At 44.4% G+C, this 23,829-nt stretch carries 20 protein-coding genes; 3 read left to right on the top strand and 17 right to left on the bottom strand.

What is annotated here, in order from left to right; all coding sequences use genetic code 11:
* Window positions 1-18: 18 nt before the first annotated feature.
* The 4 genes from AR333_RS08830 to AR333_RS08815 form a co-directional block, all read right to left on the bottom strand.
* Entirely contained in the window at window positions 19-4,542 is a 4,524-nt protein-coding gene (locus tag AR333_RS08830) for a non-ribosomal peptide synthetase (RefSeq protein WP_068774886.1), read from the bottom strand.
* Between the two features lie 221 nt (window positions 4,543-4,763).
* Window positions 4,764-5,546 (bottom strand): delta-lactam-biosynthetic de-N-acetylase, encoded by a 783-nt coding sequence (pdaA, locus tag AR333_RS08825; protein WP_068774885.1) that lies wholly within the window; start codon window positions 5,544-5,546, stop codon window positions 4,764-4,766.
* A 223-nt stretch (window positions 5,547-5,769) separates the two neighbouring features.
* Window positions 5,770-6,180, bottom strand: a complete 411-nt coding sequence (locus tag AR333_RS08820; protein WP_068774884.1) for a VOC family protein — start codon at window positions 6,178-6,180, stop codon at window positions 5,770-5,772.
* Between the two features lie 111 nt (window positions 6,181-6,291).
* Window positions 6,292-7,077: a helix-turn-helix domain-containing protein gene (locus AR333_RS08815; protein WP_068774883.1), complete on the bottom strand. Its 786-nt coding sequence runs from the start codon at window positions 7,075-7,077 to the stop codon at window positions 6,292-6,294.
* A 299-nt stretch (window positions 7,078-7,376) separates the two neighbouring features.
* Between AR333_RS08815 and AR333_RS08810 the strand changes: the two genes are divergently transcribed.
* Both AR333_RS08810 and AR333_RS08805 read left to right on the top strand, forming a co-directional pair.
* Entirely contained in the window at window positions 7,377-8,360 is a 984-nt protein-coding gene (locus AR333_RS08810) for a hypothetical protein (RefSeq protein WP_068774882.1), read from the top strand.
* A 125-nt stretch (window positions 8,361-8,485) separates the two neighbouring features.
* Window positions 8,486-8,878 (top strand): SET domain-containing protein, encoded by a 393-nt coding sequence (locus AR333_RS08805; protein ID WP_068774881.1) that lies wholly within the window; start codon window positions 8,486-8,488, stop codon window positions 8,876-8,878.
* Window positions 8,879-8,990: 112 nt separating this feature from the next.
* Here AR333_RS08805 and AR333_RS08800 read toward each other — a convergent pair whose 3' ends face one another.
* The 13 genes from AR333_RS08800 to AR333_RS08740 all read right to left on the bottom strand — a co-directional run bounded on the left by AR333_RS08800 (window position 8,991) and on the right by AR333_RS08740 (window position 22,658).
* Window positions 8,991-10,547 carry an ABC-F family ATP-binding cassette domain-containing protein gene (locus tag AR333_RS08800; RefSeq protein WP_068774880.1) on the bottom strand — a complete coding sequence of 519 codons (1,557 nt, stop codon included), beginning with the start codon at window positions 10,545-10,547 and terminating at the stop codon, window positions 8,991-8,993.
* A 218-nt stretch (window positions 10,548-10,765) separates the two neighbouring features.
* Window positions 10,766-11,059, bottom strand: a complete 294-nt coding sequence (locus AR333_RS08795; protein ID WP_068774879.1) for a hypothetical protein — start codon at window positions 11,057-11,059, stop codon at window positions 10,766-10,768.
* A gap of 263 nt (window positions 11,060-11,322) precedes the next feature.
* Window positions 11,323-12,678, bottom strand: a complete 1,356-nt coding sequence (locus AR333_RS08790) for an NAD(P)/FAD-dependent oxidoreductase (protein WP_068774878.1) — start codon at window positions 12,676-12,678, stop codon at window positions 11,323-11,325.
* Window positions 12,679-12,839: 161 nt separating this feature from the next.
* The gene (locus AR333_RS08785; RefSeq protein ID WP_068774877.1) at window positions 12,840-13,697 is read right to left on the bottom strand and encodes a penicillin-binding transpeptidase domain-containing protein; all 858 of its coding nucleotides are present in this window, start codon (window positions 13,695-13,697) and stop codon (window positions 12,840-12,842) included.
* Between the two features lie 50 nt (window positions 13,698-13,747).
* Window positions 13,748-15,742, bottom strand: a complete 1,995-nt coding sequence (locus AR333_RS08780; protein WP_068774876.1) for a penicillin-binding transpeptidase domain-containing protein — start codon at window positions 15,740-15,742, stop codon at window positions 13,748-13,750.
* Window positions 15,743-16,002: 260 nt separating this feature from the next.
* Window positions 16,003-16,917, bottom strand: a complete 915-nt coding sequence (locus AR333_RS08775) for a penicillin-binding transpeptidase domain-containing protein (protein WP_068774875.1) — start codon at window positions 16,915-16,917, stop codon at window positions 16,003-16,005.
* 25 nt (window positions 16,918-16,942) lie between these two features.
* Window positions 16,943-18,025 carry a PD40 domain-containing protein gene (locus AR333_RS08770; protein WP_068774874.1) on the bottom strand — a complete coding sequence of 361 codons (1,083 nt, stop codon included), beginning with the start codon at window positions 18,023-18,025 and terminating at the stop codon, window positions 16,943-16,945.
* Between the two features lie 71 nt (window positions 18,026-18,096).
* On the bottom strand, window positions 18,097-19,554 hold the full coding sequence (locus AR333_RS08765) for a HAMP domain-containing sensor histidine kinase (protein ID WP_068774873.1): 1,458 nt from the start codon (window positions 19,552-19,554) through the stop codon (window positions 18,097-18,099).
* Entirely contained in the window at window positions 19,544-20,245 is a 702-nt protein-coding gene (locus tag AR333_RS08760; protein WP_068774872.1) for a response regulator transcription factor, read from the bottom strand. Before AR333_RS08760 ends, AR333_RS08765 begins: the two co-directional genes overlap by 11 nt.
* A gap of 306 nt (window positions 20,246-20,551) precedes the next feature.
* The gene (locus AR333_RS08755) at window positions 20,552-20,992 is read right to left on the bottom strand and encodes a GNAT family N-acetyltransferase (RefSeq protein WP_068774871.1); all 441 of its coding nucleotides are present in this window, start codon (window positions 20,990-20,992) and stop codon (window positions 20,552-20,554) included.
* Window positions 20,993-21,009: 17 nt separating this feature from the next.
* The gene (locus tag AR333_RS08750; RefSeq protein ID WP_068774870.1) at window positions 21,010-21,537 is read right to left on the bottom strand and encodes a GNAT family N-acetyltransferase; all 528 of its coding nucleotides are present in this window, start codon (window positions 21,535-21,537) and stop codon (window positions 21,010-21,012) included.
* 60 nt (window positions 21,538-21,597) lie between these two features.
* Window positions 21,598-22,203: a DUF4241 domain-containing protein gene (locus AR333_RS08745; RefSeq protein WP_068774869.1), complete on the bottom strand. Its 606-nt coding sequence runs from the start codon at window positions 22,201-22,203 to the stop codon at window positions 21,598-21,600.
* Between the two features lie 23 nt (window positions 22,204-22,226).
* A complete protein-coding gene (locus AR333_RS08740) occupies window positions 22,227-22,658 on the bottom strand; it encodes an N-acetyltransferase family protein (protein ID WP_367584116.1) in 432 nt (143 codons plus the stop codon).
* 304 nt (window positions 22,659-22,962) lie between these two features.
* On the opposite strand from AR333_RS08740, the gene AR333_RS08735 reads away from it, so the two are divergent.
* A complete protein-coding gene (locus AR333_RS08735; protein WP_068774868.1) occupies window positions 22,963-23,721 on the top strand; it encodes an MBL fold metallo-hydrolase in 759 nt (252 codons plus the stop codon).
* Window positions 23,722-23,829 lie beyond the last annotated feature (108 nt).

The raw sequence follows: 23,829 nt of genomic DNA, 5'->3' as shown, positions 1-23,829 counted from the left end.
CAGCATCCGTTCCGTCATTTAAAACAAAAGGCTATCCAATTCGTCTTGAGAAAGTTCTATGGTTTCAAAATCTGATGGTGTATATTCGGTATCATCTTTCTCACAGCAGTGCTGAAGGATCGCTTGTAACCTCGTAACATAGGCTGACAAGAACCCTACTACTGTTTCATCTTTGAAGCGATTACGGCTATAGCTTATAGTCAAGCTCAGCTGGCGATTTACTACGAGCGCATTTACATCGAGCAGTGAAGTCATCTGGTTAGCGGGGGATGAATCCGCTCCGCTGTCCTCGTTCGCGTACGAAAACCAACTGTTGTTCATTACAGCGTCAAAGTCTCCTAAGTAATTAAAGCGGACAAGTTTATGCTTGCCGTAATCAGGGAAAACACCGGATATGTGCTGGAGTACGCCGAAACCGATGCCGTTATTCGGTATCCTGCGAATCTGTTCTTTAACTGATTTGATTAAGCCGGACAGCTCATCAGAATTTCTGCTCAATTTAACAGGATACATGGTCGTAAACCAGCCAACGGTTCTAGAGACATCAATTAATTCGTCTAATTCCTCACGTCCGTGACCTTCAAGTTCAATCACAGCTTGATCTAGCTTAAAGTAGTCATAAATTGTTCCCGCAAGTGCCGCAATCATTAAATCTTTGGGTTCTGTTCCGTATGCGTTGTGAGCCTGAAGGAGCAGCTGGTTTGTTTCCACGACTGAGAAATGATGCGTCAGCGTACTGGAAGTTGCCACGGTATCTTCGTCACAATCAGCATCCACGGGAATCGTCGCCAAATCACCGACGACCGTCTGCCAGTAGCTCTGCTCCTTAAAGGCTTCTTGCTGATAGTTTTGTAAGAATCGGGCCCAGCTTTGCATGGAATCTGTTTTTAAAGGCAGAGAAGCTTCTGCTCCGTTACGGGTGCTCGTCAACATAGATGCCAGATCTTCAAGAAGAATACGCCATGATATACCGTCAACTACCAAATGATGAGCGGCTATCAGCAGCTTTTGGCCGCTGTGTCCAAGATCGAAGATGCAGGCTTTGATTAACCTGTCATTTTGTAAACTCATAGCCGCCTTAAACGATTGTCCCAATTGAGCTATTCGTTCCGCCTGCTCCCGGGCCGGGTAACTAGAGAGCCGGAATACATTCACTTCAATAAAGGCATGGTCATCCAACTGATTGTTGTAAAACAACTGCCCGTTCTCTGCATCAACATTGATTCTTAACGCATCATGGTGCTGAATGAGTGTGCGAAGAATATGCTCCAGCTCAGAGGCATCAATCTCATGTTTCAGATTCAGAAGCACCGATTGATGATAATGCTCAGGCGAATTAAAATTTTGCTTAAAAAACCAGGATGAAATGGGCGTATTCTCTATGATACCCTCACATTTCTGCTGCTGCAGGGTACGATCCTTGACTTTGGTTTCGAGGAATTTCGCCATATTCTCAATAATCGGATTAGAGAGAATGTCTTTCACTCTGATTGTGCAGCCTACACTATTCAGCTTGGAAGCAACCTGGATCGCTTTGATGGAATCTCCGCCAAGATGATAAAAATTGTTCGTCATTCCAATTTGGTCAATCTGAAGAATTTCTTCAAGTGCACGCGCCAAAAGTTCCTCATGTTCATTGCGGCTGGAAATGAATTCAGTAGTCGCCCCGCCGCTCATATCGGGTTCGGGGAGCCGGCTCCGATTCACTTTGCCGTTCACATTCAACGGAATCTCGTCCATTTCTATGAAAAAAGATGGCACCATGTATTCGGGCAATGCATCTATTAAATGCTTTCTTAAGTTTTCTATTGGAATATCCAAATTCAGTACCATGTAGGCACAAAGATATTTGGTTTGATTCTCATGCTCGCGGTCAATGACGACCGCATCTTGCACGGCTTCGTGCTGCAGCAGATGCTTCTCAATCTCAGCAAGTTCTATCCGGTATCCGCGTATCTTGACTTGATGATCGACACGCCCACAATATTCTATTCTGCCCGACGGAAGCCGTTTCGCCAGGTCTCCCGTCCGGTACATTCTTTTATCTGTTTCAAAAGGATTGTCTATGAATCTATCTGTCGTCAGATCGTCTCGATTCAAATATCCTCTTGCAACTCCGTCTCCTGAAATGTACATTTCGCCAATTGTACCGACGGGTACGGGATTCATTCCGGGATCAAGAATATAGATCATGACATTATCCGCAGGTATGCCGATAGGCACGGAAGCTCTATGATCCTGTTCACTCTCATATTTATGTATCATGCAGCCCACTACAGTTTCAGTAGGACCGTATTCGTTATAGATCTCGATTTTTCCGTCAAAACTATCCGTTATACTTTGGGCCAAACTAACTTTGAGATCTTCACCACCCACGATAAAACGCTGAACGGATGAATTCCGATTGTCCATTTCTTTCAGTAAAGACAAATGTGCAGGAGTAAGCTTGATTACGGTTGCCTCGTTATCCCTCATAATACGATGCAGCACAAATTCATCGCCGTAATCCCGGTAAACGAGTATGGTTCCCCCACTAATTAGCGGCGTGAAGACGGACGTAACGGTAAGATCAAAAGCTAAAGATGTATAGAGCGGGAACACTTCCGTGTCCTCGGACACGTACTTAAGCGTCGCCCACCAGATGTAATTCGTAAGACCTTGATGCTCGATCATCGTTCCTTTGGGTTTGCCTGTCGAACCCGATGTATAAATCACATAAACAAGATCGTTCCGATTATTTGTAACCGCCAGGTTAGAAGACGCTTGTGTGTAAATAGTCGGATCATTCAAATGGACGATTTCTAATGTAAAGTCGAAATCGCCGTCCATATCCACGTTGGTGAGTACCAAACCCGTGCCTGAGTCCTCCAGCATATACCGAATTCGTTCATTCGGATAAGCAGGATCAATAGGCAGATAAGCTGCACCCGCTTTTAGTATGCCTAGGATGGCAACAACGGTTTCAATAGAATGATGTGTCCATAAGCCAACTATCGTTTCCTTTGTAACATCTCTGCTTATCAAGTAACGCGCAAGCTTGTTAGCCTTCTCGTTAAGCTCAATGTAAGTCAATTGATCTTGCTCGAAGCGGATCGCAACTCGATCCGGTGTCCGTTCGACTTGTTCTTCAAACAACTGATAAATTGTTTTATCGCTGGGATAATTCGTTTGCGTCGCATTAAACGTCACAATTTGCTCCGTCTTCTCCGCCGCTGACACAAGGCCGATCTTACTTAAGCAAGCTTCCGAATCTTCTATAATTTGATCAATTATAATTTGCAGCCGCAAACCCATTTCTTCAATCTGTTCTTCCGTGTAATCATCGATCTTATAGTCTATATCCAGTGTCAAGCTGCCCGACTCCGACCAATCTTTAATGACCAGCTGTAGAGAGAACAATTGATGTCCGTTGTAAAATTCTACATTTTGAATGGATGTACCGTTCATATTCGATGACAGCTTTGTATTGTAGTAGTTGACACAAGTTTCGAACAAATTGTTATAACCTAGTTTTTTCAACTCCAGATCCTTTATGAGAAGATCATAGGGATAACGTTGATGAAAATAACATTCCATCAGTTCTTTTTGAATCCGGGTTAACGTATCTGCAACCGTTGCACGGTCATCGAGCCTGAACCGAAAAGGCATCGTACTTGTGAACATGCCGAAAGTGCTTTTTTCTTTTCTGCCGGATCGGTTTAATACCGGTGTTCCTATAACGATGTCATTTTGCTGCGTAGTTTTTTGTATATAAAGGAAGTAAATGAAAACAAAAAAGGTATTCAACGAGATGTTGAATGAATTCGCGTAAGTTCGGATTCTTGAAGAAAGTAGTGGTTCTAATTCGAAGGTTTTCCTTCTGCCGTTTGTACGATCCGAAGTGCTGTACATTAATCCTTCCGGCAGAACTTTGAACTTTTCATTCCAGAATAGCTTGTTCTTAACAAACCTGTCTGATTGTAAATATTTCTGTTCAGAATCTAGATAATCAAAATAAGAAGGGGCAGATTCAGCAATATTTGCCGTATCTCCCGCTAACAGCTTCCAATATTCCTGGGCTATTTGATCCGTCAAGATGTGGTTGGACCAACCATCGGCAATGATATGATGACATTTGACCAAATATCCGTTGTCACGCTCGGATATGCGAAACATTCCAAAATAATATAGCGGGTCTATCCCCAAACGTATCGGCTTGGAAGCCTCAAGATTTACCCAGTTCTGAAATGCTTCAACAGGATTCTCGCAATTGGAAAAGTCATGAAAATCTAATTTCTTGTGCTCATATGGGATTACATATTGATGAGCTTCACCATGATCTCCGATAATCTGAATTCTTGTGCCGTCATGTCTTCGAATGAAACTCTGGATGGCTTCCTCCAGCAAACCGAAATCAACCGTCTCCTTGATTCGCACAGGGCCACCGATATTGTACAATGAAGAATTTGGGTAAATATTCTCAATATACCAAATCCGCTTCTGGGGATGAGTTAAAGGATGTTTAACAGAAGAATTAGATAAAGTCGCTGCCGAGACTAGCATTTCTTATGACCTCCATCGTGATTCGGCATCCAGTATTATCGACAAAATGTAATATTTAGTAGAATTGTGTAATTGTAATATAAAGATACCAAATGTTACATTAAAGAGTCAACAAAATTATATTAAGATATTATTTGTATCCTAACCATATTATTCTATCAAAAAAAGCCGTTTGCTCCTGCAAATGGCTTGTAATATAGAAAAAAATATTTACTTTTAATTTAGTAATTTTTGAAGGATAATTTATCCAAGCTTTTGAATTCATATCCTTGTTTGCGTGCGTAATCAATGATTTTATCCAGGGCTTCCGTATTATCCTTCGAAACGGAATGGAGCAGAATTACAGCACCGGGATGAAGTTGAGCGGTCACTTTCTCGTAGGCGTATTCCCCGCCTTTTTGATCTTTAACATCCCAATCTTTATAGGCAACTGACCAATAGACATTGACATAGCCGAGGTCTTTGCTGACCGACAACATCCGTTCACTGAAAATCCCTCGAGGTGGTCTCATATAATTCATGGTTTTCTGTCCGGTTAGGCTTGTCACCTGTTCCTTCAATTTATCTAACTCCGCTTTTATTTTCTCGTCAGAAATCCGGGTCATATCCGGATGACTCCAGGAATGATTCCCTACAATGTGCCCTTCATTCACCATCCGCTTCACTAGTTCCGGCTGGTCCTCGACATAATGCCCCGTGATAAAAAAAGCGGCCGGAACCTTCTTTTCCTTAAGAATGTCCAATACCTTGACCGTATAACCATTCTCATATCCGTTGTCAAAGGTAAGATAGAGTTCTTTTTGCTTGGTATCGCCCAGGAATATCGCTCCGTTTTTTTGGAGGAGCTCCTTAAATCCTTCTTCATTGATAGAAGGCAGCTCCCCTTTTTTACTCTTTTTGAATCCGAAATGATAAGGTTGATCTCTTTGGGATGCCGATACCGTCATAGAAAACAGAGATACGGTCAACATCAGTACAGCCCAAAACATCACCAAACGTTTCATACAAAACCCTCCTCTAATCAACAAGTATTGATTTTACTGGTAATATGCCTCCAAAGACGTGATAACATTCCACTCCTCACAAAAAACCATCGCACAAAATCTGCGATGGTTCATCATACAAGCTGTATTGCATACCGGACGTCAGCGGCGTGGTAGTCCAGTTCAGTTCCCTGAAATCGGCATAAACTGCGAGGATCATGTGGGAATATATCAACCGCTAAGTTTATTGAGAATTCTCAACCGCTTCAGTGGTAACCATCCATTTCACACCAAATTTATCCTCAACTTGACCGAATAATGATCCCCAGAATGCCGGCTGCAGTGGATGCTGGACGTTCCCGCCTTCCGATAACTTGTCAAAAGCCTCATGAGCTTCGCTTTCCGTTCCATATTCCAGGCACAGGTTTATCGCATTGCCTTGAACTACCGGCTCCCCTATGCTGTCGCAAATTAAGAAGTTAACTCCCGCCGCTACAAAACTTAAGTTAAGCACTTTGTCTTTCAGCTCTTCTTTTGCCCCCGGAAGCTGTCCGTGAGTCATGACAGATAAGATCTCGCCCCCGAGTGCTTGTGTATAAAATTCCGCTTGAACTGTAGCATTTTCCGAGAAAATATAATTAAAAAACTTAGCCATGTTTCTTCATCCTCTCGATATCATTATTGAATTTGATTCTAACATTCCCATAATAGCGCGCTTTCTCTTCGATTGCTGGTTTACATGAGTGGTATCCGCGTCCGCCGTTGTTTATTTTTGTTTAATTTTATTAAGAAAATTATTCATCAGCAGAGGCAGCGAGATCAGAATAGGCGGATCATCTAAACGCGGAACGTGAAGCATCACTTGCTGATGAGGAACCGGAGTACACGCAGTCACCGTGATAGGCTCCTTGCAGCGGGTACGCAGTGTCCGGTAGGGAAGAAGAAAATCAACGGCTTGCATCTCCCAGGAAACCGATGTAGCCATCAAATAATAGGTTCCGGGTTTAACGTCGGTAAAACTGAAATCACCTAAAGATGAAAGCAATGTTCCATGAAGCGGAACTCCCTCTGGAATGGGTTTGGCGAATAAACCGATCAGAATAAAGCCTTCAAACGGGACGGTCGCCCGCACAGTACCTCTAATTCTAGCATTCGGGCCCGGCTGATCGTCCGATGTTGTCCAGTCAGAAAGACTTTGCAGACATCGCATGTGATTGTCCGCTTGTTGCAGGGAATTCCGGAAAAGAGAAGGCGTTACACCTACCCTTTCCGTAAAGCGGGTCGTGAATGTCCCTAAGCTTTGTTGGCCGATTTCGAGGCCGATATCACGTATAGTTAAATTCGTGTGTAATAATAAGTCTTTTGCTTTTTGCAGGCGGAGTGATGATATGTAATAGTGTGGGGTTAACCCGATCTTTTCTTTGAAAATACGGGCAAAGTGGTAAGGGCTATAAGCAGCGTAACGGGCTAATTGATTGAGTGGAAGCGGCTCATCTATATGCCGATGAATATAGGCGATCACCTCGTCTATTTCTGTATACAGATCGGTCATTATTCTTTCACCTTTCAAGTAAACTCCTCACGAATCAAACATAATCATTACATAAGGCATTCCCAAAATATAGATCAAATGTTCTCATTTATATTACCATATTTTTCATGTAAGGAAAACCGTAACATCGTTAAAATTTATAGAGCCACCCGTTTGAATCTATGACTAATCACTTCTACAATAGAGAAAGGATCATTCCTTTCTTGCGGGGCGTTCCATATAATGTTAACATATAATATTCTTACAGAATCACGTACACCAAGTAAGTTCTGCATCCTTTCGTAAAAGGGGAATCCTTAATGAGTACTGGAGTTATTTTCTTCATCCTGATTAGTATCGTCGGCTTTATAGTCCTAAAGAACATCCTAAAGAGCAAAAAACGTAAATCATCCCCCCGTCGTTTGCACAATGCGCCTGCTGTCCCCGCTCTAGCCGAACCGGGAAGTGTTTCATATGAACTAGCTGCCAAGCTGGAAGACTCCATACCTGCGGACTGGGCCTATGCTCTCAAACAACGGGTACTAAGTGAACATTCTGGCATTTCGGAACGCGAGTACGATTGGCGCTGGCTGGAGCTGAAACGGTTTTTTATGATGTGCGCGGTTCTGAAACAGGTTCCTATGTTTAGCCGCACCGTCGATGAGGTCTGGCATGAAATGTTGATGTATACCCAGGAGTACCAGAGGTTTTCGACTAAATTTCTCGGACAAATGCTGCATCATGCCCCCAGCGGTGAACCATCCAAACCACAGCCCGATGAACGGGCCTGGTTCGATCTTGTCTATGTCGAAATGTTTGGGTGGAATCCCTACAGCGAAGCGATCTGGGGAGTCTTCTTCAGGAATCCTCTTCCCCGGGAAGAATTAAACTTATATAGAAATGACAACCTGATGCTGCATACGCAGAACAGGTTTAATTCCCGGACCTATGAGCATTTACCTGAAGCACGTAAACTAATCGATTCCATAAGAAGTTCTTTAAATTATAGGACAAACTTATCCGTCCAACAATTTTCTAACAACAAAACAAAAATGAATTACAACAATACGGAATTACTGCTTGCCTCTGCCGTGTTCTTCTCCATCCATAATCCTACCGGCTTTGCGGAACAGATGACCCCCGCCGACAGTCGGAATCGCAAAGACGGTGCTTCAAATTGTACAGCAGCTTCTTCCTGCAACTCTGGGAGTGACGATTGTAACAAGTCAAGCTGTTCAGCTGGCAGTTGCAGCGGGTCTTCATGCAACAGCAGTTGCGGAAGTGGATGCGGCGGCGGAGACTAGCCCAACGGTTGTATAATCGCACCTGTTCTTGCCAAAATATTAACGGTAAGATATAATAATTATTTTGACCGGTATCCTTTAATGAGAACAGACTTATAAAACTAATGAACACATAGGAGATAAACATGATTGAAATTAAGGCATCCAAGCTTAGCGATGGCGAGTTCAACCGAGGAGTTTTTGCAACACGGGATATAGCCAAGGGGGAGCTCATTCATGAAGCGCCAGTCATTCCCTACCCTAATGAACAACATGTTCATATAGAAAAGACTTTGCTTGCGGATTACATGTTCGAATATGGAGCTAACCATACGGCTCTTCTGTTAGGCTACGGGATGCTGTTTAATCACTCCTATACCCCAAATGCCACTTATGATCTTAACTTCGATAACCATACCGTAGACTTTTTTGCATATACGGACATAGCCGCCGGTGATGAGATCCTCATCAATTATAATGGCGAAGAGGATTGCGACGATCCCTTATGGTTCTACGAAGATTATGAAGAAACCAAATAAGTACCCGGTAAGCATGACTGCCAATGTCCCGCAAGGACAAGGCAGTCATGCTTTTTTCGTTAATAAAAAAGCCTATCCGGCCGATAAGGCCGGACAGGCTTGCAGAACTTCTTTAGAATACTTTTGTCGTCCAGGATTCACAGTTCCATGTTTCTGTAACGACATCACGATAAAAATCAGGTTCGTGAGAAATCAGAAGGATACTGCCCTTGTATGCTTTAAGAGCACGTTTGAGCTCGTCTTTAGCATCTACATCCAAGTGGTTCGTCGGCTCATCAAGCACGAGCAGATTCGTTTCGTTGTTGATCAGTTTGCACAGACGGACTTTCGCCTTCTCACCACCGCTAAGTACAGCGATTTTGCTCTCGATATGCTTAGTCGTCAGCCCGCATTTGGCTAATGCCGCGCGCACTTCAAACTGTGAATAGGACGGGAACTCTTTCCACACTTCTTCGATGCATGTATTATAATTGGCATCTTTCATTTCTTGTTCAAAATAACCGATGCTCAGGTTCTCCCCGAGCTGCACAGAGCCGGACAAAGCCTTGATCTCACCCAGGATGCTCTTAAGCAGAGTCGTCTTACCAATACCGTTAGCACCCACGAGCGCGATTTTCTGCCCCCGCTCCATGCGCAGGTTAAGGGATCTGGATAACGGCTCTTCATAACCGATTACAAGATCCTTTGCCTCGAATATCATCTTGCCGGATGTTCTTGCATCTTTGAAGTTGAACTGTGGCTTCGGCTTTTCCTTAGCCAGTTCAATTACATCCATCTTGTCGAGCTTTTTCTGTCTGGACATGGCCATATTACGCGTGGCAACACTTGCCTTGTTCCGTGCTACGAAGTCTTTCAGATCCGCAATTTCCTGCTGCTGACGCTTAAAAGCCGATTCCAGCTGCTGTTTCTTCATTTCATGAACCTGCTGGAAATAGTCGTAATCGCCAACATAGCGGTTGAGCTCCTGATTTTCCATATGATAAATCAGGTTAATGACGCTATTAAGGAATGGAATATCGTGCGAGATTAGAATGAACGCATTCTCGTACTCTTGGAGGTAGCGTCTCAGCCACTCGATATGCTGCTCATCCAGATAGTTGGTCGGCTCATCGAGGAGCAGAATGTCGGGCTTCTCAAGCAGCAGCTTCGCCAGCAACACCTTAGTCCGCTGTCCGCCGCTAAGATCGTTAACATCCTTATCCAGACCGATATCGGTCAGACCCAAGCCGCGTGCGGTTTCTTCGATCTTGGCATCGATCATATAGAAGTCTTGATTCGTCAATGTATCTTGAATCGTGCCGACGTCCTCCAGAAGCTGCTCAAGCTCCTCAGGAGTTACATCGCCCATTTTGGCGTACATATCGTTCATCTCTTGTTCCATATCGAACAAGTATTGGAAGGCTCCTCTAAGGACGTCGCGGATAGTCATGCCTTTGCTAAGCACCGCATGCTGGTCCAGATACCCCACACGCATACGTTTAGACCACTCGATCTTGCCGTCGTCCGGCTGGAGTTTACCCGTAATGATGTTCATGAAGGTGGACTTGCCTTCTCCGTTAGCGCCAATCAGTCCGATATGCTCGCCTTTGAGCAGGCGGAAGGACACGTCATTGAAGATAGCGCGGTCTCCAAAGCCGTGGCTCAATCTTTCTACATTTAATATGCTCATGAATGACACCTTTTCTTTTATACTTTTTACTCGTTTTATTATAAGCGTTATAGGGGGAACAACTCAACGTGAGAAACAAAATTTATAACAGAAATAAATCAGAATGTTCTGCGGCACGCCGCGTTGTCCTCATCCTAATAAAAGCCAGTATTTATCCGCTCGGGAAAATACTGGCTTATCCTGAATAGATGTGTATTGTACATGACTGCATAATTTCGCTAGGTGCGCCGGAATTGTTCCAATAAATAGCGCAGTTCCGCATCATGGTGCTCCGCTTGCTCATTTCCCATTTTGACAATACGGATTTGTACAGGGTCTTGCGGGTTATCGTCGATAAAGATCAGTTGGTTCATATCCTTTACTTTAACGTTGAAGCCGCATTCTTTCAGGAAAGACTGAATGTCATTAACGGACGGGGGATTTTTACCTTCTGTGAATACCAATCCCTTTAAGTTCCTCTCTTCCCCCTTCTGATTCAGATGATCTACGCGAAATAAAAAATTCCATTCCATTTCAAAGTGCCCCTCTCATCGTGATGAACTTGACTTGCTAAGGATGGAGACATACTGCGGGTAATAATAGGATCTGGATTTAATACCCTTATTCTACTCATAACCCAATTCGAAATTCAACTCTAAATACAGAGACTTGTCCTATGAAATCGCTTCATCTATAAAAAGAAGGAAATTTGTCATGACTCCTTGTTTTGTTCTGCCTGTAAAAAAAGGCTCTATCCGCATTTATGCGACAGAGCCGTTATTCTTTAAGTTTCCGGTTACAGCATGTAGCCCAAATCAGAAATAGGAGTAGGGTAAGCGGATTTCATTTTCTTAAGATCTTGAACCGTTAAATTAAACTGAATAGCCGCAGCAAAATGGTTAATCAGCTCATCCGCTTCATCACTGATTAAATGTGCACCTAGTATCTTCTCGTTCTCTTTATCGATAATCACTTTGGCCATCGTATGCGTTTCATTCGTCCGTCTATACGTGTACCATTCGGAAGTGTCCATTTTGTTAATGGTAACCGGACGACCGAGTTCTTTCGCCTGTTGCTCGGATAGTCCGACAGAAGCCAGCTTGGGAAGGGTGAACACAACAGTAGGCATTACCTTATAATCCGGTACCTCCTCATTGCCGTTCAACAGGTTCTTCCCTGCAGCCTGTGATTCCATACTCGCCACAGGGGTTAGAGGAAGACCGTCCGTCGATGCGGCATCTCCGGCAGCATAAACTTTGGGGTTAGAGGTACTTTGAAGGTACTCGTTGACCACAACTCCTTTTTTATCCCGCTCGACCTTCCCTTTATCGAGATCCAAACCGTCCAGATCCGGAATCCTCCCGGCTCCATGAACAACTAAGCCGCATTCCCATTGCTCCGTCTGCCCGTTACGAATCCCTTTGACAAGATAGCCGGAGCCTTTCTTCTCGACCGATTTCACATCCGTATTCAAATGGAGACGGATACCGATTTCCTCCGATTTTTGAAGGAGTAAATCAACCAGTTCGGGATCAAAGCCGGCAAGAGGTCTATCGCTTCTATGAATGATATGCACTTCAGCGCCCGCTCTTGCTGCAATGTGCGCGAATTCAAATGAAATATAACCGCCGCCGATAAATACGAGTGTCTTCGGCAGGTCATCCAGTTCCATGAAACCGTCACTGTAAGTCAAATGTTCAGCGCCATCGATCGGAAGAGGAGCGGGCTTGGCCCCGGCTGCAATTAAGAACTTGCGGCCATGGAGGATATTCTCACCCACTTGAATCCGGTCTTCACTGACAAAAGAAGCTTTGCCGTGAAACGTATGAATCCCTTGTTCCTTAAACCTCTTTTCACTGCTTTCCGGCATTTGATCCGTAAACGTCCGTTTAAATGCCATTAAATCCGGCCAATTAATCGAAAATTCTCCGCTGATTCCTTTCCCTCTCATCCGCTGGGCCCGTTCTATAATTTCGGCTGCTCCGACTAATACTTTTTTGGGATCACATCCTCTAAGTGCACAAGTCCCTCCAAAGGGACGGGAGTCGACCATAGCTACTTTCCAGCCTGCTTTATTACACATAGAGGCCGCGGAGGATGCTCCGGAACCTGTACCGATTACAATAAGATCATAATTGTGTTCAGTTGTCATCGTGTCCACTCCTTACATGAAATCTTTCATGAATATCTATATAAATTAACCCTCAGAGCATAGTGCCAAACTTGGACGTATTTCCATTTATCCCGCACAGGGAAAAACCACTGGTTTCCCAGTGGTTTCGGATGACGCTGTAGCAGGGTCTATAAAACGCCTTATTTTATGTAAATCTTTTTATCGGCTAATATTTTCAGAGTAATTTCTTTCGCTTTGGAACTGCTTGCTTGGCCGCTGGCTTGAATATTAGTGACGAATAAGTATACGTTGTGATTTTTTTCGACATATCCGATAAACCAACCGTTAACAGGCGTACCATTTATCACATTATCCGCCCAACCTGTACCCGTCTTACCTGACAGAACTGCTTTCTTATTCTTGTCCAGTATAATCATCTGTTTAACCGCATCGATATTGCATTTGGCAAACGGAAGCTTATAGCTGTAAAATTTCTTCAGAAACTCAAGCTGTTCGCGAGGAGAAATGGTCAGAGAAGACTGGAGCCAGAACTCGGTAAGACCGCCGGAAATATCTCTATTACCATATTGAATAGCATCCAGATAGTACTGTTCCTTCTTAACGCCTACTTGTTCTGCAACTCTTTGAAAATACCAGATAACCGATCTGCTTATAGATGTAGCCAGTGTCTGGTCCTCATTCCAGTTCACAAACGGATATACCGTTCCGTCCCATCTAAAAGTCGTATTCGCATTGTGCAGAACCCCGGTTTCCAGGCCGATTAGGGCATGCGGGATCTTGAATGTAGAAGCCGGAGATACCGCTTTCTCACTTTGCTCTTCATTATAAATCGTGTACCGGTTCTTTTTAATGTCCAGAAGCAAAAAGGTTCCGGAATAACCTTTGAAATACTCCGAGAGGTCCTCGTAAAGATAAACGGGCTCCTTTTCATTCTTCATCATTTGGGTCTTCTGAGCATAACCTGTAGACGTGCCTCCCCAAAGAGCCACAAGCAGAACGGCGGCCAAGCAGCCTAGCAGTACCTTTATTTTAGACATGAATGCTTCCTCCTTATCATCTTCCCCAAATCCATACATGACTATTTCAATTACTGAAATACACTTTTCACCTTAGAGGTAACATAGTTGCTGCCCCCGCGTTCTTTCACATTTTCAATCATGACAGCCACCATAAGATCCGGATTCGCCGCATCAAAACCTATAAACCATCCGTTTTCCTGTCCAATTTCACCTTTTCTTTTTTTCAGCTCCGATGTTCCTGTTTTACCTGCAATTTGCTTGCCCTTAATAAATGCTCCATGCCCGACTCCGGCCGGATCTTGGACTGCCTGAATTAGTATTTTCTGTAACAATTCCGCCGTATCCGGTTTCATTACAGCCCTTTTCCAAAGCTTCTGTTTGTCTAGATCTTCTTTCAGCAGTGTTGGAGAATGAATATTGCCTTGATTGACAATGGCAGAATAAATAATGGCTATATGCAGGGAAGTCATCGTCACCTCACCTTGTCCGTAACCGGAATCTGCAAGCTGAATTTCGTTGGAAATTTCTTTATTATAAAGCCGCGATGGTTCAAATGGATAAGTCAATGGAATTTTTTCTCCTATGCCAAAGTCACCTGACATTTCCATAAAACGTTCCTTCCCCATATCAAGGGCAGTCTGTGCAAAATAAATATTGTCGGAATAAGTGATTGCCTGCTGCAAGTTAACCTCCCTCACATCATGAACACGGGTGACGTAATAATTACCCCATGAGGCATCTTTGGTCCAGCGCAAACCATGAATGGTCTTGGTAGCCTCCGGTCTTAATATCCCCTGATCTATCCCCATGGCAGCTGTCAGAAGTTTAAAACCAGAACCCGGAGAATAGCCTTTAGTGAAACGGTTAAGAAGCGGCTTGTCCGGGTCATCCGACCATTGCTTATACACAGCCGCCGGAACACCGCGGACAAAAAGATTAGGATCAAAGGATGGCGTGCTGACCAGCGCCAATACTTCTCCGCTCCGCGGATGGATAGCTGCGGCTGACCCGGCATCCCGTTTCATTTGTTCGTATATTGTTTGCTGAAGATCCGCATCCAGTGATAATTGTATGTTCTCCCCGGGGACGGTTTCCTTACTGGCAAGCGTCATTTTTTCTTGTCCGGCAGCATTCACAATAAAAATCCTTGCCCCATTCTGCCCTCTTAATCGTGCCTCGTAAATTTGCTCCAGTCCGGTTTTACCGATCCGATCATCCGAGCTGTAATTCTTGTTCTTCTTCAATTCTTCCTCGTTAATGGGTGCGATATAGCCCGTCAAATGAGCCGCTGCTTCCTTATAGGGATAGGTTCTTATCGTTATATTCTGATACTTAACACCCGGAAGTTTCTTGTAGTCGGCCAGTTCATCTTTCTCTGCTACAAAGAGGGGGACAAAAGAATCTGATTTAACCCACACCGCAGACAGCTTGTTATTCAACTCTCCGATAGGGATTCCGGATTTACGCGACAGACTGCTCTTCGTTTGCTCTGCATGATCACCCAGTTGTCCGGGGACGAGGCCGATCTGCAACATGGTTTCATTGACTGCTAAGCCGTTTCCATGACGGTCTGTGATTTCACCTCTTACAGCTTGCCGCGTTTCGTATCTGACCTTATCCCCCTCCCCCATGCTTGGGAAAATGAGAGATGGATTCCATTCCACTTCCCATCCGTCCTGCGTTCCTCCCTTGCTTTTCACCAGTTTGGCCTCATGCTTAAAAGCGATCGGACCTGCCATCGTATTCATTTGAACATGAAAGGGGATTTTAACTTCTTTCAGATCTTTTCCTGCCGGTTTATCCGCAGATATGATTTGAATCGACAGCTCAGAAATCCCGATGCCTTCATAAATGGAACTGTATTTCTTTGCAAATTCCTCTCTGGTAATTACATTCTTTGCTGTGCCGCTTAAGAGAGTGTACATTCTGTCATATTGCTGATTCCTCCACTCACTTAAATACCGTTCAAAAATTTGCTCGGGTGCTAGATCCTGCTCACATCCCGCAAGTATGCTGGCGGGAAACAGGAGCAGCAGACATACGGCCGCGATTCTGATATACATCGTTCCTACTCATCTCCAGTTCACAGAAGCTGTATCCTTTCATTCGTTCGAATCGGTTATAGAGGTTTGATCGATGACCTCCCGGCTCTTACTCCTCCTCCCTTTCCCTGAGTCCAACTAAATCTTACATGCTGCGTGTAACGTTTCTGCACACCGGATGTTTCTAAAATGTATCCTTACAAAATAAAAAAGCCGCAGCGTTTCCTGCAGCTTCTTGCAATGAACAAAACAGCGAAATGATGCGGTATTCAGCAGTCGCATTACTCCCATAGATTCAATTTCTTCAAGATGCTTACGGCTTTTTGTTTAGCTACGCTGCCGTTGGCTTTGTGGTCCGCCTCTAAATTGACAGCGAAAATGTACGATTTCCCATCCGCTTGCACCTGTCCGACGAACCATCCGAGGTTATCGTTCTGGGGCTGTTCGGAGTAACAATTTCCGGCATTGCAAGTGCCGGTTTTGCCGGCCAGAACATTCTCCCCCTGCTGTTCTAAGATCAGCATTTTCTTAACCCCATCCATCGTTTCCGGGGAAAACGGAAGAGTGCCTTCGTACAGTTTGGATATAAAATGAATCTGCTCCAATGCAGAGATCTGCAAAGAGGAGCCGAGCCAGAAAGAATCCACTCCTCCCGAAGTGTCCGAGTTTCCGTAATTCGCTGCCCGGACATAATGCTCCATCTGCTCCTTACCTATCCGGATGGCCAGTTTTTTATAATACCAGGTAACGGAATTAGTCAGGGCGGAGGCCATCGTATGATCCCTGTTCCAGGCCGGGAACACATAGGGATGACCATCCCAGGGCAATAGGGTGTCTACACTCTGAACCGCCCCCGTCTCCAGACCGATAAGTGAATTCAGAATCTTAAAAGTCGAGGCTGGGGTTAACCGTTTCTCACACTGTATAGGGTTATACGTACGGTAGTTTTTCTCTGAAGTATCATAGAGAAGAAAGCATCCCTGGTATCCGGCAAATTCGGAAGCCAAGTCCAGAATTTCTACTTTCTCACTTGTCAAAAGCCGATTAGTGCCAACTGGCTCGGCCGGTTTAGGACTCACGGGAGCTATAGTTTGAGGTGCACGGCTAACTGTTAAGTTCCACACAGCAATAATGGCAATTAAGGCTGCCGTCCCTATCAACAAACCCGTAAAGATTCCAGATCGTTTCCGCATCATTCATAATCCTTCCGAGGTCATATGGTTAATTCGTGAACGTCATCACATAAGTTACCGTCATATTCCTTTGCTGTTCCTCGATCACCTTCGTAGCCAAGAGCTGATTGCCTGACGGACTGAAACGGATCGGGTAACCCGTAAATACATCCGAAGAAAGCTGTACGAGCTGCTGAGTCGCCCCGCCATGCGCCAGGAACAGGCCGCCTTGACCTATTTCGTTTGAGATGACCGAGAATGCCAGCTTACTGCCATCCGGTGACCATGCCGGACTATAAAAGCTTTGTCCCTTGGCAATTGTCCGTTCTTTGCGGGAATCCATGGAAAGAATAACCAGGGAAGATCCCCCTGAAGCCTCGGATTTAATTAAAGCGGCCTGAGTCTTGTCAGGGGAGGGGATAACTTCCTCGACATGATCCGATAATTCAGTAGCAGACCCATTCTCTTGAACAGCGGTTAATTGCCCGCCACTTTTTAAATAATAAAAGGTTTCATTCCACTGAAATACTTGCTTGACCCCTTCTTCCCCCGGTACCAGCTGTTTCTCAATCGCTCCTGTCCCGTCCGCCTTATAGATGCTTCCTTCTAAATCCGCATAGACGACATGGCCGTTGTCTGTCCAGGAGCCTTCTTTGACAAATACCGCATTCTCCTCCGTCACCCGGACCGGTATTCTTCGCTCCAGGTTTAGGATGTATCCGGTTGCGGAGGCATTGATCCCTTCGGTTACCTTATAGTAAACCGACTTTCTATCCGGTGAGAGCTCTGCCTCTACCTGGTTTAAGGAGTCGGATGGCAGCGATTCTTCCTGCCCGGTTATCAAGTTCATCTCGATCATATACTGCCCGATAACTGGAGCTCCATCTTTCGCATGATTTACAGCTACAAGCAGCGTATTCTCATCCACCCATCCAAGACCAATCCGTTCCGGGTAGCGTGACATTCGGCTGAACGCCGCTTTATTAACCAGCAGATCATTTTTATTCGCAAGCACCGTGATTGTTTTTCCCGGTTTCTGAATAACTACCCGCTCCCGGGACTCATCCGATCCGCATCCGGAGACAACTATCCATGGCAATGTCAACAGCAGGACTGCAAAGCATTTCCGCATAACTTTCCCTCCTTCCTTCTCTGCTTATAGACATCGGTTAATGCCATTTAACCGGCAGCTGCATGCTCTGATCATTCATCTCCTGGGCATGGCTTCGGAAGGATAACTATAAATGAGCTTCCCTCTTCATGAGAAGTCAGCTCAATAGAGCCTCCTATTCTTCCGATTAGAGGACGGACAAGTGCAAGCCCCAGTCCCGTCCCTCCCATCTCACGGTATAGACTTTTATGAGCGGTTGCAAAAGGTTCAAAAATAACTTCTCTAAGCTCGGAAGGTATGCCTATTCCCGTGTCGCGAATTTCGACTTGGATATGTACGGCGTCGGATACTCCAGTAACCTTCACATAACCTCCCGGACGGTTATATTTAATCGCGTTATCCAACAAATTTAAAAAAACAACCGACAAAATTTCTTTATCCGCACAGATCCATATTTCCGGCATTTCAACTGTCAATTGAACGGACATTTTACTTGCTTTCCCGCTCAGCCTCTCTTTAAGCTCCTCAAGAAATCGACCTATACTAAAATACTCTGCATGGGATTCCAGATTATACCTATCAAGTGCGGCCAACCGCAGAATGTTCTCAACCATTTCTTGAAGTCTCGTGGCTTCTTTGTCCATACTGGTTGTCGCTTTCTCGAATAGCCTCTCATCCTCTTTGTACAGCGTCACCAGTTCCAGATAAGCTTTGATCACCGTCAAAGGGGTTTTAAATTCATGTGAAATCATTCCGATAAAATCCTTTTGCCGCTTTTCCAAATCAGTCAGCCGCTCGACGCTTCTTTCCAACTGAGCCTGCTTACTCTTCATCGACTCCAGATGATTCTTAATTTCCTGCCCCATATAATAAATGTTTTCACTCAGTACACCAAGTTCATCTCCGGTCTTGAGACGCTGGACAGCATGGTATCGTCCCTTTTGAATTTCTTGAGTGGCTTTCGTAAGTTTCATAACCCCGCTAGATAACCGATTGTAGTAAAGCGAGCCTAGCCAGAAGCTGAAGAGTAGAATGGCACCGCCGGCATAAAGCAGCATTCCCCTTATTGACGTATAGAACGATTGATTCATCGCCAATGAATATTCAAAACCGACCGCTCCAATCAGTTCCTTCGAATCAGCAAGAGGTGACAAATAAATGACTTTGCTGCCTGTTGTTTCATAGGCAGACTGCCCTTTCCCTACATAAGGGAGGAGATCCTGTATATCTACAGAAGCAGACAAAGGTAAAGAGTCCCCTAAGATCTCTCCCCGCAGGTCATATAGAATCGTATGAATGCCGCTAATTAACCCAAGCTGCCGCGCTATCTCGTTACCCTTTTCCGCAAACGGATCCTTCGAAGCGGTTTTAGGCTCCAAAATAGCCTGCCTGACAAAAAGGTTGGCCGTATGACTATGCTGAGCAAGCATTTCTTCCACCTGCAGCTTTTGATATTTTTGAATCCCCTGCAAGACGATAAAACTGAGCACGCTAACCGTTAGCAGAAGATGGACGGCAAGAAACCACTGCGATTTACTTTTAAGACTCATCAGATCCAGTATTTCTGGAAGCTTTATAACCGACCCCATGTACAGTCACTAGTAAGTGCTGGAAGTCTGTCCCCAGCTTCTTGCGCAGCCGCTGCAGATGAATATCCACCGTCCGCGCACTGCCCGCGTAATCAAAGCCCCAGAGAATATCGAGCAACTCATCACGTGTATACACGCGATCTATATGACTAACGAACAAGTTCAGTAGATCAAATTCTTTAGGAGTTAAGATAATCGGTTGTCCGGAAACCGTGACCTTGCGCTTAGAGCGGATGAGCTGCAGCTCACCGTATGTGAACAGATCTCCGTCCGGTTGTTCATTGCGTTTGTGTATTCTTCTCAGTAAGGATTGAACACGGGCGAGCACCTCCCGGATATGAAAAGGCTTCGTGATATAATCATCCGCGCCCAGCTCGAATCCTACTACCTTATCGACAATATCGTCCTTTGCGGTCAGCAGAATAATACCGGTTTCCTTCGTCTGATCCATCCTCCGGCACACTTCAAAACCCGTCATATCCGGTAGCATCAGATCCAGCACAATCAGCTGCGGTCTGCTGGTCGCAATTACATCAAGTGCCTCTTGACCACTAAAAGCCGTAAGCACCTCCAGCCCTTCCCGGACAAAGGCATAAGAAAGAATCTCAACAATCTGTTTCTCATCGTCGATAACTAAGATCTTGTGTGGCATATATGCCGCTCCTTAAGGTAAAAAGAATCATTTCGTAGCAGATCGAAATCTAGCATTTTTTTGTTGATATTCAGCATGACCGTATGATCTAAATTGTATAGACTTTTTGTTTCTAAATTGTAAACAGATTTGCTTAGAGTGAAAATGAAATGAAACAGCCATTCACCCATAGGATGAATAGCTTGAATTGTATAGTCTATAGTCAGGGACAAACCGGCCCGTATTTCAATTGTTTATCATTTATTCGTTGTTCCGATTCTGGTCCGGAATAGAGCTGATGCATCAAGATGGGAACATTACAGCCAATCATAGTTTATCCAATCCGCTTGTTAGACGCTTGGCAAAAAATACTTCTCCGATCTCCCCTTCATTAATGCCGTTAATAATCCCGCACTCCTGGAACCCCATTCTCCGATGCCACTCCTGGGGCTCTGCTTCATTTACTTGAGACGAGCTATAGAGAACGGCTATTCCTTGCCTTCGAAATTCTTCTTCTGCGAAACTTAACAGGGCTCTCCCAATTCCTTGATTGCGCAGCTCATGATCAACCTTAATAAGACCTATGTATGGATATTTCGACCATAAATACTCCACTCTTAAATAACCGACTACTCCTGTATGATGTTCCGCCACAATGATTTCCCCGTTATTCAACTTCCATTCCAGAATCTTTCTCTGAATACCCGGATCTTTACTTACTATGATCTCTACATCCTCGATCTGTCCAGATCTAACCAGCAGCTTCATCTAATCCTCCAAAGTATTTATAGCTTCTTAAGCATATGAATATCAAGCGGTTCTTTTACAAAAAGCTCCTCATCCACCGTATCTGTGATTTCACTTCCATTGCTCCTATAAAATGAAACAGCTGATTGAGTTTCTGTAGAAGAGATGTAGAGATACTTCGCACCTTTTTTCTGCGCTTCCGTAATGATCTCCTTCATGATTCGAGTCCCGATTCCCTGTCTTCTGTATTTCCTTGACACATACATTAAATCCACTTGAAGCTGATTTTGATTAGCGCCCCGAAATTTATGAGCGAGTACACCAAACCCTACCAGCGTCTCTCCATCAAAAGCTCCTACCGCCATTCCGCCATGCTCCAGTTCAAAGCGAAATCTATCTTCAAGCTCGATTAGCATATCATGAGTCCAATTTGGGCACTCGTGGTTAGCTTCTATGGTGCTGAGCTTGCCATCACGCATTTCGTAAATGAGATCAATCGCTTCCGACCGGTCAATTTCTTTGAGTTTGCAAGATTGGTCTATAGTCATGAATTGATAGGTAATCATCTGTTTCCTCCATTTATCCCACTACAACACCTATCTCATTAAGTTTCTGGTTAGCCCGCTTTACAATATATTAAAATCAGTCACCAGCGATACAATTTGCCCGTCGTCATCGATTCCCCAGTAAGATGCATAATACCCGTCGCCGTATCCGGATCTGAACATAATTACATTGAGTGCAGGGTCCTCACTAACGATCAGGGAACCCCACTCATCGTCATGCTCAGTCAACACATCATCAATCAGGTTGTCGTATAAGCTGATAAATTCTTCCCCGAGCTCCCGCATTAATGTGGCTTCCAGTTCGTCCAGCTTAAGGATCGCTTCCACATCAGCAAAGCAGCCCAGCCCCGTATCCACAGGATAACCGAATAGGCTTCCTTCCTCCAACTCGCTTAAGTTCTGACCGGGCCTTACGGCCATTTCCCATCGAACCGCTTTCGAATCGGATAACTTCAATTCGGCCGCGGCGATCCGTTCTTCTGCGGTATGCCGCCATATAGCAACCGGATAGGTGCCTGGCTGAATCGTCTTTCCAAACGGGCTGGCTTGTGCAAGAAGCGGGTCGCAGGCAACCACTTTACCAGAAGTAATTTTTAAGTAATCAATTATTTCAGAACGCAGTACTCCATCAGCAGAATTCGATAATTGATCTAATATTTTTGACATATCTGTTACGCCCTCCCTTGATCTTAGAATTTCTTGACGAATCTATACCCCGTGATTTCAAAACCTCTTTTTTTATAAAATGCATGGGCGTTTTGTCGTTCTTCCGATGCTCCACTGGTCAGATATATAAATTTCGATCCTTGTTGCTGCGCCCATTCCTCAATAAAATCAAGGAGTGCTCGGCCAATGCCCTGCCCCTGGTATTCCTTTTTGGTTACGAGAGATGCGATTTGAGTTTTAAGCAGATTACTCGTATAGGTAAGATTAAGGCGCACTCCGATCATTCCGACTACTTTATCATCCAGGACCGCTACAAATGTATAAAAATACGGATTCAATTCTATTAATTCCATTCGCTTCTGCATGTCTTCTACTGATGTAGGCGAACCCAAATCGGTCATCAAAGCAGTCATCTCTTCTAAATCAGTTCTGTTGTATGGACGAATTTGAATCACAGCATATCTCCCCTTAGATGAAAATTATAATTTATGTATCAGCCGTACTAGTGCTTTCCTTGATCTAAGACTCTTCTTCTAATTCATTATTATAGCATTATATTTTTGGGAATTATCCCTAATTCCCTTATCATTCTTTTGAAAAATACATATAATGTTCACGCATACTCTATTTACAAAAAAATATTTTTGTGTTATAATATATGGTTACCCACATTGATATCCTCCGGTAATTTGGTACTATAATCTTGTGAATTCAAGAAACCTTATCACGAAATGTAGATTACCTAGAGGAGGACCTGTCATGCCCCAGGATCAAGGAATTAAAATGCTTAGCATTTCAGCGGAAGTCATGGGTAAAACTGTAACGATTCATCCCACGGTAATTTGGGACCGTAACGAACTGATATTAGTGGATACGGCCTACCCCGGTCAATTTCCTCTATTAGCTCAAGCAATATCAAGTGCAGGTTTGTCCATGGAGAGACTGAGTAAAGTCATCATTTCGCATCAGGATTTGGACCATATCGGCGGTTTACCTGCTATTAAAGAGCAATTTCCGGATGTCGAGGTCATCGCAAGCGCAATTGACCAACCTTATATACAAGGGGACAAAAGACTGTTAAAACTAACGCCCGATGCCATAGCCGAAGCCGTAAACTCATTGCCGGAAGGAGTTCCGGATGAGTGGAAGTCAGCATTCAAACATACGCTTGAGAATCCCCCCAAAGCTCATGTAGATACAACAGTCGCTAACGAGGAGGAGCTTCCGGTCTGCGGCGGTATTATTATCATTCATACACCCGGACACACGCCCGGGCATCTTAGTCTGTATCACAAGGCGAGTAGAACTCTCATTGCCGCTGACGCTCTAATCGTTGAGCAGGGTGTATTAGCTGCCCCGGACCCTCTATATTGTCATGACTTCGAATTAGCCAACACTTCCATACAGCAATTCCTGAACTATGATATCCGGCAGGTGATTTGTTTCCATGGAGGCCTGTATGACCGGGATTGCAATAAACGTATAGCGGAATTAGCAGAAAAATCAGCAGATTCATAAGCCTAGTTGCCTTCTATAGTCCTCCAAAATAAAAAACAGGCTTAAATGTGACCCGCAGCTCATGTCAGTTAAGTCTAACAGCATGGGTGCAGGCACAAATAAGCCTGT

It is taken from the genome of Paenibacillus sp. FJAT-26967, from assembly GCF_001541095.1.
Taxonomy (GTDB): Bacteria; Bacillota; Bacilli; order Paenibacillales; family NBRC-103111; genus Paenibacillus_F.
Note: the sequence above shows the minus strand (reverse complement) of the source record. Positions and strands in the feature narration are given on the sequence as shown.